General features: G+C 69.3%; 14 protein-coding genes. 6 read left to right on the top strand and 8 right to left on the bottom strand.

The window, feature by feature from the left end:
• Positions 1 to 181 precede the first annotated feature (181 nt).
• From HR086_RS17905 to HR086_RS17890, 4 genes are read left to right on the top strand one after another with little or no spacing between them, the layout of a single operon-like run.
• Positions 182 to 841, top strand: coding sequence for a B12-binding domain-containing protein (locus HR086_RS17905; protein ID WP_373564314.1), 660 nt, complete (start codon positions 182 to 184; stop codon positions 839 to 841).
• Positions 842 to 850: 9 nt separating this feature from the next.
• Positions 851 to 1,555: a hypothetical protein gene (locus HR086_RS17900; RefSeq protein WP_174460199.1), complete on the top strand. Its 705-nt coding sequence runs from the start codon at positions 851 to 853 to the stop codon at positions 1,553 to 1,555.
• Positions 1,552 to 3,597, top strand: a complete 2,046-nt coding sequence (locus tag HR086_RS17895; protein ID WP_174466220.1) for a hybrid sensor histidine kinase/response regulator — start codon at positions 1,552 to 1,554, stop codon at positions 3,595 to 3,597. The genes HR086_RS17900 and HR086_RS17895 overlap by 4 nt, the downstream gene beginning before the upstream one ends.
• A complete protein-coding gene (locus HR086_RS17890; RefSeq protein WP_174466219.1) occupies positions 3,590 to 5,116 on the top strand; it encodes a response regulator in 1,527 nt (508 codons plus the stop codon). Before HR086_RS17895 ends, HR086_RS17890 begins: the two co-directional genes overlap by 8 nt.
• A gap of 48 nt (positions 5,117 to 5,164) precedes the next feature.
• On the opposite strand, the gene HR086_RS17885 is transcribed toward HR086_RS17890, so the two are convergent.
• The gene (locus tag HR086_RS17885; protein ID WP_141642028.1) at positions 5,165 to 5,530 is read right to left on the bottom strand and encodes a helix-turn-helix transcriptional regulator; all 366 of its coding nucleotides are present in this window, start codon (positions 5,528 to 5,530) and stop codon (positions 5,165 to 5,167) included.
• A gap of 614 nt (positions 5,531 to 6,144) precedes the next feature.
• On the opposite strand from HR086_RS17885, the gene HR086_RS17880 reads away from it, so the two are divergent.
• Entirely contained in the window at positions 6,145 to 7,785 is a 1,641-nt protein-coding gene (locus HR086_RS17880; protein ID WP_174466218.1) for a methyl-accepting chemotaxis protein, read from the top strand.
• Positions 7,786 to 7,890: 105 nt separating this feature from the next.
• Entirely contained in the window at positions 7,891 to 8,493 is a 603-nt protein-coding gene (locus HR086_RS17875) for a DUF2378 family protein (protein ID WP_174466217.1), read from the top strand.
• Between the two features lie 28 nt (positions 8,494 to 8,521).
• On the opposite strand, the gene HR086_RS17870 is transcribed toward HR086_RS17875, so the two are convergent.
• The 7 genes from HR086_RS17870 to HR086_RS17840 form a co-directional block, all read right to left on the bottom strand.
• Positions 8,522 to 9,910 (bottom strand): cell wall metabolism sensor histidine kinase WalK, encoded by a 1,389-nt coding sequence (locus HR086_RS17870; protein ID WP_141642025.1) that lies wholly within the window; start codon positions 9,908 to 9,910, stop codon positions 8,522 to 8,524.
• The gene (locus HR086_RS17865; protein WP_174459413.1) at positions 9,907 to 10,635 is read right to left on the bottom strand and encodes a response regulator transcription factor; all 729 of its coding nucleotides are present in this window, start codon (positions 10,633 to 10,635) and stop codon (positions 9,907 to 9,909) included. The genes HR086_RS17870 and HR086_RS17865 overlap by 4 nt, the downstream gene beginning before the upstream one ends.
• 285 nt (positions 10,636 to 10,920) lie before the next feature.
• On the bottom strand, positions 10,921 to 12,453 hold the full coding sequence (locus HR086_RS17860) for a S1 family peptidase (protein WP_174466216.1): 1,533 nt from the start codon (positions 12,451 to 12,453) through the stop codon (positions 10,921 to 10,923).
• Between the two features lie 224 nt (positions 12,454 to 12,677).
• The gene (locus tag HR086_RS17855; protein WP_174466215.1) at positions 12,678 to 14,198 is read right to left on the bottom strand and encodes a long-chain fatty acid--CoA ligase; all 1,521 of its coding nucleotides are present in this window, start codon (positions 14,196 to 14,198) and stop codon (positions 12,678 to 12,680) included.
• Between the two features lie 52 nt (positions 14,199 to 14,250).
• Positions 14,251 to 15,240, bottom strand: a complete 990-nt coding sequence (locus HR086_RS17850; RefSeq protein WP_373564316.1) for an LVIVD repeat-containing protein — start codon at positions 15,238 to 15,240, stop codon at positions 14,251 to 14,253.
• 153 nt (positions 15,241 to 15,393) lie between these two features.
• The gene (locus tag HR086_RS17845; RefSeq protein ID WP_174466213.1) at positions 15,394 to 16,014 is read right to left on the bottom strand and encodes a hypothetical protein; all 621 of its coding nucleotides are present in this window, start codon (positions 16,012 to 16,014) and stop codon (positions 15,394 to 15,396) included.
• A 1,002-nt stretch (positions 16,015 to 17,016) separates the two neighbouring features.
• The coding region (locus HR086_RS17840) for a zinc-binding dehydrogenase (protein WP_174466212.1) at positions 17,017 to 17,539 on the bottom strand (523 nt) is incomplete at its 5' end.

The raw sequence follows: 17,539 nt of genomic DNA, 5'->3' as shown, positions 1-17,539 counted from the left end.
CATCCGCCGGCGCCGTCTGCAAAATCTACAGGGCCGCCGGGGCGGCAGCCGCTCGGCTTCGCCCCCGTCGAGTGTCGGGTTGTCGATGAAAACGCCCGGGCTCCGCTGTACTCGACTGTAACGAAACGCGACCCCGTCACTACTTTCCGGTACTCGACCTCCCTCCGAGCTCGTGACATCCGTGATTGAGACCGAAGACACCCTTTCCCACCTTCGGGCCCGGTACCTGACCGCCCAGCTCGCTGGCAACCGGAGGGAAGCCCTTCGCCTGCTCGTGGATGAGGGGCTGCTCGTGGGCGTCCCGCTCCAGGTGCTGCACCTGGACGTCATCCAGCAGGCCCAGTACGAGATTGGCCGGCTGTGGCAGGAGAACATCATCTCCGTCGCGCAGGAGCACCTGGCCACCGCCATCTCCCAGCTCGCGCTCGCGCACCTCTACCGCCACCTCCCCAGGGACCCGCCCAACGGCAAGCTCGTCATGATGTCCTGCGTGGAGGGCGAGCTGCACGAGATGGGCGCGCGCATGGCCAGCGACTTCCTGGAGATGGCGGGCTTCGAGGTGCGCTTCCTGGGGGCCAACGTGCCGCCCGAGCACCTGGCGCGCATGCTGCGCGAGGTGAGGCCCGACCTGCTCGCGCTCTCCGTGACCATGTCCTACCACCTGCCGGCCCTGCGCCGAGCGGTGGAGCACGCGCGCGAAGCCCTGCCCGACGTGCCCATCGCCGTGGGCGGGCATGCGTTCCGCTGGGCACAGGGGCTGGAGAAGGAACTGGACGTGAGCTTTCACGGCAAGGACGCGCGTGAGCTGGTCTCCGCCGCCTGCCGCACCCTGGGAGTTTGAGGAACCCACATGGAGACACCGAGCCGCCTGGTCGAAGCGCGCGCCGATGCCCTCGCACACGCCTCCGTCGAGGCGATGTATCAGGACCCCTTCTGGGAGGCGCGCTACGGCGCCGAGCGGGCCCGCCGCTTCGGCGACGAGGATGCCCGCTTCCATGTGCGCTACCTTGTGCAATCCCTCGACGAGCACCGTCCCTCCGTCATGGAGGGCTATGCGCGGTGGCTTCGCACCTTGCTGGTGTCGAGAGGAATGGCCACCCTCCACCTCGACCTGAATTTCGCCGGGCTGGCCACCGCGTTGGAGGCCGAGGGTTGGGGCCCCGGCACCGAGCCGTACGAGCATGTACGCGCCGCCCGGGAAGCCCTGCGCTATCCGGAAGGGCCCTCGCGTGCGCTGCAAGATGACGCCTCGGAGCTGTCCCGAGCCGCCACTGCACGCCTGGCCCTCTACCTCACGCCGGAGGACCGGCCTCGTTTGGAGGATGAACTGCGACTCCAGCTGTCATATCTCGCGGACGCACTCGACGCCGGCAAGCCCGCGTTGATGGCGGACCACGTGCGCTGGTACCTGGGCTTCTGGCCTCGGCGTGGCTTCGGCCTGCTGGCGTTTCCCTCCGTGCTCGGGATGCTGAAGCTGGTCCTCGGGGGCCGGCATCCCCAGGCCCGGGCGCTGCTCGCCACCGCCGGTGTCTCCTGGGACGAGACGCGCTCATGAGCGGCGCCACGCCCGAGGACCGCCCCACCTTCGACGACCTGAGCCGCGAGGTCGCCCTGGTGTGTGACGCGCAGGGGACGCTCACCTGGGTGGATGCCCGCGCGCGGGACGTGCTCGACGCGAAGCCCGGCAAGGCGCTGCGGGCGCTCGCCGCCCAGGGCACCGAGGACAAGGTCGACAAGCTGCTGGTGCAGGCCCGCGACGAGCGCGTGGACGGCTGGGAGCTCATCCTCTGTCGCGACGACGTGCCTTGCACGTTCGCCTTCCGCGCGCGCCCACACGACGGCGGGGTGCTGCTGGTGGGCAGCCTGGTGCCGGAGGACTACGGCCACGCGCTGGAGCAGATCAGCTCCTCGATGAGCGAGCTGTCCGCTCTGCACCGCGAGACGGAGGGGCAGCGCCGCGAACTCAAGCGCCGCGCGGACGAACTGGCACGGCTCAACCAGGAGCTGAGCGAATCCAACCGGGGCATGCGCAGCCTGCACGCCGCGCTGGACGAGAAGGCGGAGGGGCTGCATCGCGCGGCCGAAATCAAGAACCGCGTCGTCGCCAACGTCAGCCACGAGTTCCGCACGCCGCTGCACTCCATCCTCGGCCTGTCCAAGGTCCTGCTCAATCCCATCAACGGCCCGCTGTCCTCCGAGCAGGAGAAGCAGGTCACCTTCATCCGCAACTCCGCCGAGTCGCTCTTCGAGCTGGTCAACGACCTGTTGGATTTGTCCAAGGTGGAGGCGGGCAAGGCCACGCTGCGCCACAGCCACTTCGTGGTGCGCGACCTGCTCGGCGCGCTGCGCGGAATGATGCGTCCGCTGGTGCCCGCCGACGCCCCCGTGGAGCTGCGCCTGGTGGAGCCGGCCGAGCCGCTGGAGCTGGAGACGGACGAGACGCGGCTGAGCCAGGTGCTGCGCAACCTGGTGTCCAACGCGGTGAAGTTCACCGAGTCCGGCCACGTCACCGTGTCCGCGGCCCCGGGTCCACGAGACACGGTCATCTTCACCGTGCGCGACACGGGCATCGGCATCGCTCCGGAGAACCACGAGCGCGTCTTCGAGGAGTTCACGCAGATAGACAGCCACATCCAGCGCAAGGTGAAGGGCACGGGCCTGGGCCTGCCGCTGGCGCGCCGGCTGGTGGAGCTGTTGGGCGGAACGCTCACCCTCCAGAGCCAGCCGGGCGCGGGCTCCACGTTCACCGTCACCATTCCCCGCGTCCACATGGAGGTCTCGGAGATGGCGGGGCTGGCCGAGCGCAGCCAGCACCTGGAGCCGGGCCGCGCGCCGGTGCTGGTGCTGGAGGACGACCGGCAGACGCTGTTCCTCTACGAGAAGTACCTGGCGCGCTCGGGCTTCCAGGTGCTGCCGGTGCGCAGCACGGACGAGGCGCGCCGGGTGCTCCAGCGCGTGCGTCCCGCCGCCATGGTGCTGGACGTCATGTTGGAGGGCGAGACGAGCTGGAACTTCCTCGCGGAGATGAAGAACGGCGAGGCCACGCGGGACATCCCCATCCTCGTCGTCACGGTGACGGACCGCGAGCAGAAGGCGCGCGCGCTGGGCGCAGACGAGTTCTGGCTCAAGCCGGTGGACGAGGGCCGCCTGCAGCGAAAGCTCCAGGAGCTGGCGCGCAGCGGGCCGGTGGAGCGCATCCTCATCATCGACGACGACGACGTGCACCGCTACCTGCTCAAGCAGCTGCTCAAGGACATGCCCTACGCGCTGCTGGAGGCCGCGGGCGGCGTCGACGGTGTCCGGCTGGCGCGCGAGCAGGTGCCGCAGCTCATCTTCCTGGACTTCATCCTGCCGGACATCACCGCCTTCGACGTGCTGGACGCGCTGAAGGCGGATCCACGCACGCGCGAGATTCCCATCATCCTCCACACCTCGCACGAGCTGCGCGAGGACGAGCGCGCCCGACTGGCGAACGAGACGTCCGCCATCCTCTCCAAGCACACGCTCAGTCGCGAGGTGGCCATCAGCCGCATCCGCGACGCCCTGGCCAAGGCGGGTCTGGGTTCCCACACGCCACAGGAGGGAAGACGTGGTTGAACCTCGACTGGCCACCGTCCTCAACGTCAACGACGACGACGCCAACCGCTACCTGGTCAACCGCATCCTGGAGATGGCGGGCTACACCGTGCTGGAGGCCGCCACCGGCATGGCCGCGCTGCTCATGGCCGAGCAGCACCGGCCGGACGTCATCGTCCTCGACGTGAAGCTGCCGGACATCAGTGGCTACGAGGTCTGCGCGAGGCTGCGCGCCAACCCGGACACCGCGTCCATCGCGGTGATGCACACGTCCGCCACCTTCGTCACCTCCGACAAGAAGGCGCGGGGCCTGGACGCCGGCGCGGACGCATACCTCACCCAGCCCTTCGACGCCTCGGAGCTGGTCGCCACGGTGCGCTCGCTCCAGCGGCTGCGTCACGCGGAGCAGGCGGCCCGCAGGCGCGCCAACGAGCTGGCGGAGATGGACCGGCGCAAGGACGAGTTCCTCGCCATGCTGGCGCACGAGCTGCGCAATCCCCTGGCCGCCATCATGACGTCCATCGGCATCCTGGAGCGCAACCCGACCGACAACCTCAAGGAAGCGCGGATGCGCGGCATCATCCACCGGCAGACGCACCACCTGGCGCGCCTGGTGGATGACTTGCTGGACGTGAGCCGGATTACGCGCGGCAAGGTGGAGCTGCGCACGGGCCGGTTGGATTTGCGCGCGGTGCTGCTCCAGGTCATCCAGGTCATCCGCCCCGGCACCGAGGCACGCGGCCTGGGGCTGGAGGTGTCGCTGCCGGACAGTCCGCTGTGGCTGACGGGCGACGCCACGCGGCTGGAGCAGATCTTCACCAACCTCCTGGACAACGCCGCCAAGTACACCGACACCGGCCACATCACCCTGCGCGTGGAGCACGAGGGCGTGAATGGGAGCGCGCAGGCGGTGGTGCGCGTGCGCGACACGGGCATCGGCATCCCCCAGGACGTGCTGCCCCGCATCTTCGACCTGTTCGCCCAGGCGGACACGTCCCTGGAGCGCACGCGCGGGGGCCTGGGCATCGGCCTGACGCTGGTGCGCCAGTTGGTGCAGTTGCACGGAGGTCAGGTCACCGCGCGCAGCCACGGCACCGGCAAGGGCTCCGAGTTCGAGGTGAGGCTGCCGCTCCTGCACTTCATGGAGGAGACAGCGCCCGCGCCGCTCCCCCGGCGCACGCGCGCGGGGCGGCACATCCTGCTGGTGGAGGACAACCCGGACGCGCGTCAGGCCATGCGGGAGCTGTTGGAGCTGTGGGGCCACCAGGTGGAAGAGGCACCGGACGGCTTGCGGGGCGTGGAGCTGGCGGTGCAACGGCGGCCGGAGCTGGCGCTGGTGGACATTGGCCTGCCAGGGCTGGACGGCTACCGGGTGGCTCAGGAGCTGCGCTCGCGCGTGGGCCGCGACATCCGCCTCGTCGCGATTACGGGCTACGGCGGGCCAGAGGGACACGACCGGGCGCTCAAGGCGGGCTTCGACCTGCACATCGTCAAGCCCGTGAAGCCGGACGAGTTGGATCGCCTGTTGTCGAGTCTGTGAGTGAGGCGGGAGGTGGGCGCGGGCCGGCGCCCTGAAATGGGCGGCGCGCTAGCGCCGGCCCAGGGCGTTGGCCACCAGCCCCAGCAGCTTCACGTGGGGGGCTTCGAGCTGACGCACGGTGCGAAGCAAGCGACGGACTTCCGGTCGCTCGGGAGGTGCTGACGACGGCTCGCTGGTGCGCGCGGACGCGGTGCCGTGCGAGACGAGCCCCAGCAGCTCGTCCGCGGAGACATGAAGCTCGTGACACAGCTTCAGCAGCGTCTGCACGCTGGGAAGCATGCCGCCGCGCTCCAGACGCCCATAAACCTCGGTGGCCACGTCGATGCGTTCGGCCACGTCAGCTTGTGTGAGCTCCAGCCGGTTCCGCGCGACTCGCGCAGCCGCTCCGATGGTGGTTGCCAGTTTCTTGTCCATGCCTTACCGACCCGAAACGTTTGGCCGCTGGCATAGGACGTATAGAGGCAGACAGACAGAACTTGTCGGGTCAGCCTCAGGTTGTTCACCCAGCGGGTTACCGTCCCAGAGGGAGACTTTCGGGGTTCGGAGTGCCTCCATACCCGCCCCTTTTCCTCGACGGAAGACCGGTCTTCCAGGGGCACCCCGGCCCCCTGAATACAGAGGGAGAGGCCCCCTTTTCGGACGACCTGTGACGTCGGGCGGCAATTTTCCTACGGTGCCGGAGAGTCCTGCCGCGAGGGCCTCCCCCCAAGGTTGTATCCCCAGTCCGGAGCATCGCCACGTCATGAGTCCGCGAGGGTGCGCCCGCCACGTCGAGCGTGGCATATCGGGCTCGCGCGTCGGCGACGTGGGAGTGGCTTCGCGGGCGCATGTCGGGTCCGTTCGATGAGTGCCCGAGGCCATCCGCGAGCGGGCATGGAGGACGACGGACCGCGCGCCTCTTGAGCTCGCCCTGCCGCACGCGGGGTACGCAGCGGGAGGCAGGACCTGCGACAACCGGTGGCATTCGAGCGGAGGACGACCTTGGGAGTCGCGCGCGCCGGGGGCGGGGGGACTAGGCTGCGGCGGCGATGGCGCTCGGACGGCGCAACCTGCTGGTGAAGCTCTGCGTGGCGATGGGCGTGGTGGCCCTGCCGCTGCTCGTCGCCATCCTGGGCTATGTGCTGCCGCAGCTTCGCGCGCAGCTCCACGCGGACCGGGTTCGCGGGCTGCGGCAGGCGGTGGAGACGGCCTACGGAGTCCTGCGGGAGTACGAGGCGCGCGAGCGCTCCGGAGCGCTGACGCGCGAAGCGGCGCAACAGCAGGCCTCCGCCCTGCTCCAGTCCCTGCGCTACTCGAGCGTGGAGTACTTCTGGGTGAACGACCTGGAGACGCGGCTGATCATGCATCCGCACCTGCCGACGATGGTGGGCAAGGACATGAAGGGCTACCGCGACGTGCGCGGGCGGCCGGTGTTCATCGACATCGTCACCCTGGTGCGCGCGCACGGCGAAGGCTCGCTGGGCTACGAGGCGACGCGGCCGGGCTCGCCGGAGCCCATCCCCAAGGAGAGCTACGTGAAGCTCTTCGAGCCGTGGGGCTGGGTGCTCGGCACGGGCGTGTACGTGGAGGACATCGACCGGGAGGTCGCGGCGGTGCGACAGCGCATCCTCGTCGCGGTGGGCGGCGCGCTGGTGCTGGCGGTGCTGGCGGGCGCCTATGTGTCGCGGCGGGTGGTGCGGCCGGTGCGCGCGCTCGCGGCGGCGGCACGCCAGGTGGCAAAGGGCGACTTGTCCGTGCGGGTGGAGGTGCGCACCGCGGACGAGGTGGGCGAACTCACCCTGGCCTTCAACGGCATGGTGACGGGCCTGCGCGAAGTGGTGGATGCGCTGGTGGAGGCGGCGGGCGCCACGGCGGCGGACGCCGAGCGCATCCGCGTCTCCACGGACGGCCTGTCGCGCACGACGCGCGAGCAGTCGGAGTCGCTCCAGCGCGCGGCCGAGTCGGTGCAGGACATGAGCCTGCATGTCTCGCGGGGCGCGGCGGCGGCGCGAGACGCGGCGGAAGCGGCGGCGGGCCACGGGCAGGTGGCGCGCGCGGGCGGCGTGGCGGTGGACCAGGCGTCGCGGAAGATGGTGGAAATCGTCGACGTGGTGGAGCGCTCGTCACGCACGGTGGAGCAGCTCCAGGCGTCTGGCCGGGCCACGGAGCGGATGCTCCAGCTCATCCAGGCGGTGGCGGACGAGACGCGGATGCTGGCGGTGAACACGGCGATAGAAGCCGTGCGCGCGGGGCAGCACGGCAAGGGCTTCTCCGTGGTGGCGGGCGAGGTGCGCAAGCTGGCGGAGCGCACACACGAGGCCGCCAGCCAGGTGCGCGTGCTGCTGACGAAGAACGAAGCGGACACGGCGGCGGCCGCGGAGTTGATGCGCAAGGGCACGTCGAAGGTGAACGAGGGCATGGGCCTGTCCTCGGCCGCGGGCGAGGCGCTGGCGCGGCTGTTGTCCGGGGTGAAGGAGCTGGGCGAGCGCGTGGAGACGATGGCGGAGCAGAACGCGCGCCAGTCCGCGTCGGGTGAGTCCATCGCGGGGCGCATCCAGGCGCTCTCGGTGCGCTCGGCGGAGTCCGTGTCGGGCGTGGAGCAGATCGCCCGCTCGGTGGAGGACCTGCGGGCCAGGGCCTCGCGGCTGCAGGAGCTCGCCGCGCGTTTCACCACGCCCGGGCCTCGTTAACCTTTCTTCACACCCGCGCAACGCCCAGGACAGCGGCGGGGGGCAGTCTCCACCTCCTCACGGGGACGCGGCTTCTCGCCGTCCCCTCATTCGGAGGTAGGACACATGGCGCTGGCATTGACGCGGGCCCCCGGGCGCGAGCCCGTGGTGTTCGGATACGCGCTGGAGACGCTGCTGTCGACGGCGGCGCCCCTGACACCGCTCACCTTGAAGGCGCTGGAGCGACAGGGCCTCTTCGCGCACCGCCCCCTGCACACCGCCTACCCGTGCGCGGTATGGCCCAAGGCCATCCAACTGCTGGCGGCGGCGAGCAGCCCGCCCCACACGGACCGAGAGACGGCGGAGTACGCGCTGGGCCTGCGCTTCGCTGAGCGGTTCATCCAGGCGCGCATGGGCACGGCGCTCGTGGACTTCGCCCAGGTGGTGGGCCCGGAGAAGATGTTGCTGCGCATGGCGCGCAACCTGCGCTCCATCAACAACTTCCTCGACGTCTCGGTGACGCCTCGGGGCGATGACGGCGGCTGGGAGCTGAGCCTGTATCCGGTGCGGGAGTTCCTGGATCATCCCCGCCGGCAGGCGGACCCGCCGCACTTCATGCGCGGGCTGCTCACCTTCGCGTTCCAGCACAGCGGCGCGCCCACGGCCCGGGTGACCCTCTTGAAGCACGACGAGACCCAGGCAGTGACGACGTTTCACGTCGGCCTCTAGTCATGGCCGCCGCGCGGGAGGAGGCGCGCTACCCCTCGATGCGCGACTCGGCATACGGGACGGGTAGCAGGATGCGGGCCGTGGTGCCCACGCCCGGCTGGCTCTCCAGCGTCAACGTCCCGCCATGCGCATCGACGATGCGGCGGGCCAGCGCCAGGCCCATGCCCACGCCTCCCGTACGGCGCGCGCGGCTGCGGTCCGTGCGGAAGAACGGCGTGCCTACGCGGGACAGGTCCTCCGGCTCGATGCCGATGCCCTCGTCGCAGACCTCCAACGACAGCGCCCCCAACGTGTCCGCCTGGGCGCGCAGGCGCACCGGCGTCGGAGACTCGGAGTACTTGCCCGCGTTGTCGAGCAGGTTGTCCAGCGCGCGCCGCAGCAACACGGGGTCCGCCTCCAGCGTGGGCATCGTGCCATCGACGCTCACCTCCAACACGCGCTCCGGACGCGCGGAGCGGAAGCGAGAGGCCGCCTTCTCCACCAGTCCTTGAATCTCCACCTGCTCGGGCCGCAGATGCGGAGTCCCCGTGCTCGCGCCCTCCGAGGCCAGGTCCAGCTTCGCGGTGGTGAGCACGTCGTCCACCAACCGCTCCAGCTCCGACAGGTCTCCGGTGATGTCCGTCAGCATCTCCCGCGCGGTGGCCGCGTCACCCTCTTCCGCCAGGTCCAACGCCACGCGGATGCGCGCCAGCGGCGTGCGCAGCTCGTGCGACACGTTGGCCAGCAGCTCCTTCTGCGAGCGCAAGAGATTCGTGATTCGCCCCGCCATCTCGTCGAAGGCCTCCGCCACCTGTCCCAATTCGTCACGCCGGCGGATGCCCGTGCGCGTGTCCAGCTTCCCCTCGCCCAGCGCGCGCGCCACCTCCGCCAGTCGCTGGAGCGGACCGGCCAGGGTGCGAGCGAAGGCCAGCGAGGTGATGGCCGTACACAGCAGCACCGCGCCGAGCACGAGCGCGGTGTTGCCCGGAGGAGGCTCGGGGGGACGGGTGATGATGGTGGCGTAGGCCTCCACCGGCCCTTCCTCGGGAATGGGCAACGTGAGCGAGTGCGGAGGAGGCCCTCCCGAGAACCGCTGACCCCGCGCGGCCAGCTGCTCCAGCTCCACGGGCCCCAGGGCGGGGGAAGGTGCCGCGGAGTTCGTGGCGATGAGCCGCCCGGACACATCTCGCAGCGTCACCCGGGCCTCGAGCAGCCGCGCGGCGCGGTCCAGCGACGCCTGGAGGGCCACCGGGTCCCCCAGCAGCTCCTCCCACTCCCGGATGTTGTACGCGGCATTGCGCGCGAAGCCGTGCCGCAGTGGCTTGTCCAGGATGAAGAAGCGGGCGATGTAGAGGGTGGCGACGACCAGCACCAGCTGGGCGATTCCCACCAGATAGATGCGCAGCAGCAGCCGGCCAGGCGTCCGCAGACGACTCACGTTTCCTCTCCGGTGGCGAGCATGTAGCCGGCGCCGCGCACCGTCTTCAGCAACAGGGGATTGCGCGGGTCCACCTCCAGCTTCTGACGGAGCCGGAAGATGTGCACGTCCACGGAGCGGTCGAACACCTCGTCCGCGCTGCCCTTCACCAGGTCGAGCAGCTGCTCACGACTGAGGACGCGGCCCGCGCGCTCGGCCAGTACGCGCAGCAGGCTGAACTCGTACGTCGTGAGCTGCAACGGCCGTCCATCCAGCGTCGCGCGGAGGCTGCGAGGGTCCAGCAGCAGTCGCCCCGCCTGCACGGGCTGCGTGGAGGGACCCGCCTTGCCCCGGGCCCGACGCACCTGGGCGCGAATGCGGGCGAGCAGCTCACGCGACGAGTAGGGCTTGGGCAGATAGTCATCCGCGCCCGTCTCCAGGCCGAGCACGCGGTCCGCCTCCTCTCCGCGCGCGGTGACCATGATGATGGGCACGTCGGTGCGGCCCCTCAAATCCCGGCAGACCTCCAGCCCGTCCCGTCCGGGCAGCATCAGGTCCAACAAGACGACGTCGAACACATGGCGACTGGACTCCACCAGCGCGTCGTTGCCCGTGTGGGCCAGGGTGACGACGACACCATGCTCCTGGAGGTAGCGGGCGGTGAGCCGGGCCAGTCGCTCGTCATCTTCGACGAGCAGGACCTGGATGGTGGCTTCCTCCAGGTGGGGACGATTGAGCTGCTCCATGCGCGTGCTCCTCCTGCCTTCCGCGGACCTTCCAGACGGAAAGTAACAGCGGAGCCGTGGCCCAGGAGCAAGCAGGGAGGAGTCTGGCGCCCCATGGGACTCCGGCCGGGTCCACCGAGGGCAATCATGCTCCCGGGCCACACCGTGAAGGTGGCACCGGGATGTGTCCGGGATGCGTCCCTCGCATGACGGTTTGTTACAGCGAGCAACAGGGCCCGCCCGGCCACCGGACAGCCGGGCGGAGCCCCGTCGGGTCCCCTCACCCCGCGAGGCAGGCGCCTGACCTCAGCGCAGGGTCCACTTCTGGTTCGCGGTGCCGGCGCACTCCCAGATTTGCAGCCGCGCGCCGTTGTTGGGGTTCCAGTCCTTCACGTCGATGCACTTGTTGGCCTGCGGGTTGACCAGGTCCCCCGCGCCGCTGAGCACGAACTGTTGGGCCGCGTTGCCGTTGCAGTCGTGGAGCTGGATGAGCGCGCCGTTCGCCGTGGAGCCCCAGGTGACGTCCATGCACTTGCCGAAGGCGCGCAGCGTGCCGTCGCCGTGGAACGTCCAGCTCTGCGCGGCGCTGCCGTTGCAATCCCAGAGCTGGATGGGCGTGCCATTGGCGGTGTTGGAGTGGTCCACGTCGATGCACCGGCCGTTGAGCCCGACGATGGCGCGCCCCCCGCCGCCACCGCCGTTGGTCGTGAGCGACAGGCCGTAGACGGAGAGAATCTCGTTCACCGGCTGGTAGTACATGGTGCCGCCGGTGGAGCAGTTGCCCACGCCGCCGGACGTCACGCCCTGCGCCTGGTTGCCCGACATCCACGAGCCGCCCGAGTCGCCACCCTCCGCGCACGCGTTGCTCCGCGTGAGGCCATACACGGGGCCGACGCTGTAGTTGACGGTGACGTTCTTCGCCTCGATGACGCCACAGCGCCAGCCGGTGGTGGAGCCGGAGCGACACACGGACGCGTTGATGCCCGCCTCGGCGGAGCCCGAGACGATGACGTTTCCGCCCGCGTAGTTGTAGACCCACGGTTGCGAGGCCCACGAGCCGTTGACCTGGACCCAGCCATAGTCGTTGTTCGGGAAGGACGAGCCGCGCACGGTGCCCTGCGCCACGCCGTTGAAGCCGGCCGTGCTGGAGTTCACCCCGCCACAGTGGCCCGCGGTGACGAAGCCTCCGGCGACGGAGAAGCCGACGGAGCAGCGCACGTTGCCGTTGATGTAATAGGCGTCACCCCCGCGCAGGTCATACATGGGCCTGGGCTGCTCGGAGGAGACCTCCACGCGCACCGCGCGGTCCGCCGCGCCACTCTCCGCGATGAAGCGCTCGGCGTTCACCACCGCCGCGTCCTTGGCGAGCACCACCACGCTGTTGGTGATGACGTCCACGTACCAGCCATGGATGTCCTTGCTGGCCACGTCCGCGCCCCTGTCCAGCGCGGACTTCAGCGCGTCCAGCTCGCGCTCCGTGCGCGTCACCCAGCGCGGCTCCGCACCCGCCCTGCGCGCGGCCGCGGCACCCTCGGCGGTGGTGACACCGACGATGAGCCGGTCCCCCTCCTCGCTCAGCCACGCGCCACCGAAAGACGCGCCCAGCTCCCCGCGCAGCGACGCTTCCGTGCGCACCGCGAGCGCCTCCGTGGCCAGCCGCTGACGCGCCTGCACGGCCGTCAGCCCCAGGTCTCGCTGCATCGCCTGGAGCACCTCGGGAGACACCTCCTGCGCGAGCGAAGCCTCCTCGGTGGGGGCCGCCAGCGCGGACATGGGGATGACGGCGGCACCAGCGAACAGCGCCGTCGCGGTGGAGAGCGCCTGGAGTCTTCGGTTCATGGGGGCTTCCTTTCGACTCGACACGGGGAAAGCGCACCGGCGAACGGGCCGGTCCGCGCATCCACGGAAGCGGGATTCAGGAGCCAAGTCAAACAATTCAAGTATTCCTAGAAAATCACGTCACTTTTGTCGGACGAAGAATAAAGTCGTCGACACATTGGACGCGCGGAGTCATTTCCGCTGCGCGGACATTTCTCCAATACATGGACGAAGATGAATCCCTCTCAGGCCAGGCCGTGTACGGAGGCCAGCGCGCGGCGGTCCACCTTGCCGGCGGAGGTCCGAGGCAGGGCCTCCACGAAGCGCACGGAGCGCGGCATCTTGTAGCGGGCCAGCCGGCCATCGCAGAAGGCCAGCAGGGACTCGGCGGTGAGCGAGGCGCCCGCGCGGAGCACCACGAGCGCGCGCGGCGTCTCGCCCCACTTCGCGTCGGGCACGCCGATGACGGCGGCCTCGGCCACGTCGGGATGGCCGGACAGGACGCTCTCGACCTCGGAGGGATAGATGTTCTCTCCGCCAGAGATGATGAGGTCCTTGCTGCGGCCCACGATGCGGAAGCAGCCGTCCCCGTCACGCAGGGCCAGGTCTCCGGTGCGCAGCCAGCCTCCGACGAAGGTGCGCGCCGTCTCCTCGGGACGGCGCCAGTAGCCGGCGCACACGTGGGGGCCGCGCAGCAGCAACTCCCCCACGTCCCCCGGCTGTCGCTCGTCCTCGATGCGCGCCTCCACATGGAAGAGCGGCACCCCGACGAAGCCCGGCTTGCGGCGCACGTCCGACGGAGGGAGCCAGAAGTTGTTGGGGCCCGCTTCCGTGAGGCCATAGCCCGTCTTGAAGGCCACGCCCTTGGTGAAGAAGCGCTCGAACACGGACAGCGGACACGGCGCGCCCCCGCTGACGAGCAGCTTGAGGCGGGAGAAGTCCGCCGATTCGAAGCGCGCGTGGCGCTGCATCTCGATGAACATGGTGGGCACGCCGAAGACGAGGCTCACCTCTCGCTGATGGATGAGCTCGAACACCTGCTCCACGTCGAAGCCCTTGCACACCACGGAGGCGCCGCCCACGTACACCAGCGGCAGCGTGAAGACGTTGAGGCCCCCGGTGTGGAACAGCGGCGCGTTGAGCACGGCCACGTCGTCCGACGTCAAGCCCCAGCTCACCACGGTGTTGACGGCATTGGCCGTCACGGAGCCATGGGTGAGCACCGCGGCCTTGGGTACGCCGGTGCTTCCGCCCGTGTAGCAGAGCACCCACGGCGACTCGGCCTCCAGCTCCAGCACGGGGAGCGAGGAGGCAGGTGCCGCGTCCCGCTCCGTGATGAAGGAGCGCTCAGCCGGGTCGGGCTCGGCGAGGCCCATCCAGTGGCGCACGAAGGGCGCGCGGGCGCGCACGGTGTCCACCTGGGCGCGCAACTCCGGGCCATACACGAGGACAGCGGGCTCCGCGTCCGCGAGGATGCCGACGAGCTCCGTGGTGCTGAGGCGCCAGTTGAGCGGCTGGAGGATGGCGCCCAGCTTCGCGCAGGCGAAGAGGAGGTCCAGCGTCTCCACACAGTTGTGCGCGAGCACGGCGACGCGGTCTCCGCGCTGGACGCCGAGCACGTGGTGCAGGTACGCGGCGGTGCGCGAGGCGGCGCCGTCCCACTCGCGATAGGTGATGCGGCGGCTGCCCCGGGTGGAGTCGACGAGGGCGGCGTGGTCGGGGTCCAGTGCGGCGCGGCGGGCCAGCCAGTCATGGACGATGGGCATGGTCCCGCACGCTAGCCGAGCGCCGGGAGATGTGCCCGGCTCCCGGCACGCCTCAGAGCTCCGGGAGGATGAGCAGGCCGCGCACCCCGTCGACGGTGTAGACGTAGCCGTCGCCCGGCACGCGGATGCCGATGGCTCCGTCCCACGAGGACGTGCCTCGGAGGGGGTCCGTCGCGCGCCAGGTGTTGAAGTAGGCGATCTCCCGGGGACTCTTGGGGATGGACACGTCGAGGACGCGCACGCCGTGCTGGTAGTGGGCGATGTAGAGACGGTTGCCCTTGAGCTCCAGGTTGTGGATGGAGGCCCAGCCCGGCAGACGGTACTCGCCGATGAGCGTGGGATTCGCGGGGTCATTGAGGTTGAGCACGCGCAGGTGGGCGCCCCAGTCCTCTCCTGCCTCGAAGGCGATGCGGTTGTTGTGGAAGTACGCCACGCGAGAGGTGTGGCTGCTGGCTCGCGGGTACTTGTATGCGCCCAATCGCTTCGGGCTCGCCGGGTCACTCATGTCGACGATGACGAGTCCCGCGCGCCAGTGACTGATGAAGAGCGTGGAGTTCAGGGTCGTGGCGTCGTGCGGGTAGGAGCCCGGTTCGGTGCCGATGCTGGGGTCGAGGTAGCGACCGAGCAGCACCGGCTCCCGTGCGTTGTTCACGTCATAGGCATGCACCTCGCCAGCGGGCCCCACGGCCATGGCGTACAGCCGGGAGCCATCCACGAAGAGCGTATGGACATTGCTGCGGCTCCCTCCGGACAAGTCGCGCAGGAAGCGAGGGTCCGCGGGCTGGGTGATGTCGAACACGAGGACACCCCGGTCGGCGCTCGCGACATAGAGGGCGTCGTCCTTGGCCCACACGCCGTTCCAGTAGCTCTCCTCGGGGAACTGGATGAGCTTCACCAGCCGGGGAGCCTTCCGGTCCTGGAGGTCATAGACGTGAAGACCGCCAGGCCCCATGAAGTAGTCGTCGATGGACACGACGTAGGCATGTCCCTTGGCGACAAAGACATCCACGCCCCGGCCGGATTGCAGACCGCCCTCGCCCACCAGTCGCAAGCCTCCCGAGAGAGACCGGCCCGGATAGCTTTCGCCAAACGGCCGCGGGCCTTTTCCATATCGTGACGAAATGGGGTGCCATTCAATTCCAGACACCCACACGCCTTCAGGGGTGAGGCGCACCGAGGCCCTGGACGGCGCGGCTCAGGGCTGGACGTAGGTCTGCAGCAGGGAGCTCGTCCGCTCTCTGGAGCGTCGGAAGGCCACGCGTCGCTCCGTGGGGTCCTCGGGCACGGCCATCAGTCCGACGAGGGCGCGGGTGCCTCCGTCCGCGCCGATCACGTTCTGCACCACCACGGACGTCTTGTGGCCGAACGCCTCGGCCCAGGGGGCGCATTCGGCCATGTTGATGCGCTCCTGTTGGGAGTCCGTCCAGGCGATGCAGGGGTATTCGGAGCAGTCCATGGCCTCCAGCTTCATCTTCAGGCCGCACTCCTGGATGGAGCGCTCCACGAGGGCCTGGAAGCCCTTGGGCGTGAAGGCAGGGGGCGCGTTGGCGGGGAAGGGCAATGGGAGACTGTCCTCGGAGGGCGGCACGGGTGCGGGAGCCGGTGGCGCGGGTGAGGGCGAAGGCGCGACAGCCTGAAGGCGCGTCTCGGCCGAGCGCCGTGCTTCCTGGGCCTCCTTCAATTGACGTTCGAGCGTGGCGACACGCCCGTCGAGTGCCTGCTCTCGCGGGCAACGGTCGTCCACGACCGCCTGGGCGACCGAAGCGGGCTCGGGCGGAGGTGGCGCCTGGTTGTGACGGCTGGACAGAACCACCACGCTTCCCCAAGCACCCAGGACAAGGCCCAGGACTCCCGTCACCACAGGCAACGATTTCTTCATCGTGATGAAAGCCTTTCACCGGCCCGTGGGCCTGTCCAATTCACGGCACCCACATCTGGGCTGTCCGTCGGACCACGTGACCAGCCGATTTCGTCGGAAGGAATAGACAGGCCTGAGAGGTCCAACAGATAGAGACACACGTCGCGAAAAGCCCTGCCCTCTCCTTCGTCATTGGGCGACCACACCAGATATGCGCGATAGCGCCCCTGCCGGACACCTTCGAGCAACCAGATGGAGGCATCCAGGTCGACCGACTCCCCACGCTTCTTTCGCGTCCTGTACTTCCAGAAGCCAAAGTGGTCCAACCTGCGCAGAACCTCGGCCCACTCGCTGGGCAGTAGAAAGCGGACGCGCTGGAGCGTGGGCCCAGAGGCATGGATGTCAGCCTCTCTGCGCTCCCAGCTCACCTGAAGTCGATGGATGTCTCCGAAGCGCTCGACCCGGACGCTCACGGGCTTGGGAAGGGAGTGCACCCAGGTGAACCGGTAGACCTCCGTCCCTGATGCCGCGGGCCAAAGAGGTCTCTCGCCCAGCTGATGCAGGAACTCAGAGCACCTACAGCGCGACGACTTGTCATGCGCGCCCCTATTGGCGTCTGGCTCGAATTCAGAGTTGAAGGTGACGGCCAATGCGCCCGCAGGCAAGAGGACAGGCCACTGAGATTGCTCTTCCGGCCCCCGCACACAATGCGCTTCAGGTTCCACCGGGACCTCTGTGGAGGCAGATGTTTCTCCCCACCGAGCCTGATCCACCTTTCCTCGCGGAGCACATCCCACGGGCATCATGGCCAGACAGAAGATGACGACCCGCCACATCCCACTCGCGGAGGTGCCACTGCGAACCGAGGGCGAAGACATGGCGGCACTCTGAGGAGCACCGCTCCAACAACCCTCACGGAAGGCTCACGATTCTCGCACGACACCGTGAGCCCCACCGCGCTCAGGGTACCAGCACCAGCTTGCCCACCGTCGTCCCGGACTCCAGCGCCTTGTGCGCCTCCGCGACGGAGTCCAACGGGAACTTCGTCACCTGCGGCGACACCAGCTTCCCCTCCTCCACCCACGCCAGCAGCTTCGCCATGCTGTCCTCCAACACGAAGCGCTGCTCGAACAGGTACGACAGGTTGAACGCCAGCACGCTCGTGTTGTCATTCGTCAAGGTCAGCGGGTCGAAGCGCGGTGTCCGCATCCAATCCCACGCCAGCTTCGCGTAGTTCGGTCGCCCACCCGTGCGCGGCAACATCGAATGAAACCCATAGATGACCAGCTTCCCCGGTGACGCCAGGTGCCGGTAGCTGTCGCGCAGCGTGGACGGCCCGTTCGCATCCAGCACCACCTCGTACCCCTTCGGTGACGCCGCCTCCGCCGCCTTCCACAAGTCCTCGCGGCTCTTGTCGATGACCACGTCCGCGCCCAACGCACGCGCCGCCTCCACCTTGTGCGTCCCACCCACCACGCCCACC

The sequence above is a fragment of the Myxococcus sp. CA039A genome (genome assembly GCF_013336645.1).
Classification (GTDB): Bacteria; Myxococcota; Myxococcia; order Myxococcales; family Myxococcaceae; genus Myxococcus; species Myxococcus llanfairpwllgwyngyllgogerychwyrndrobwllllantysiliogogogochensis.
This window is presented reverse-complemented; position numbering and strand designations above follow the sequence as displayed.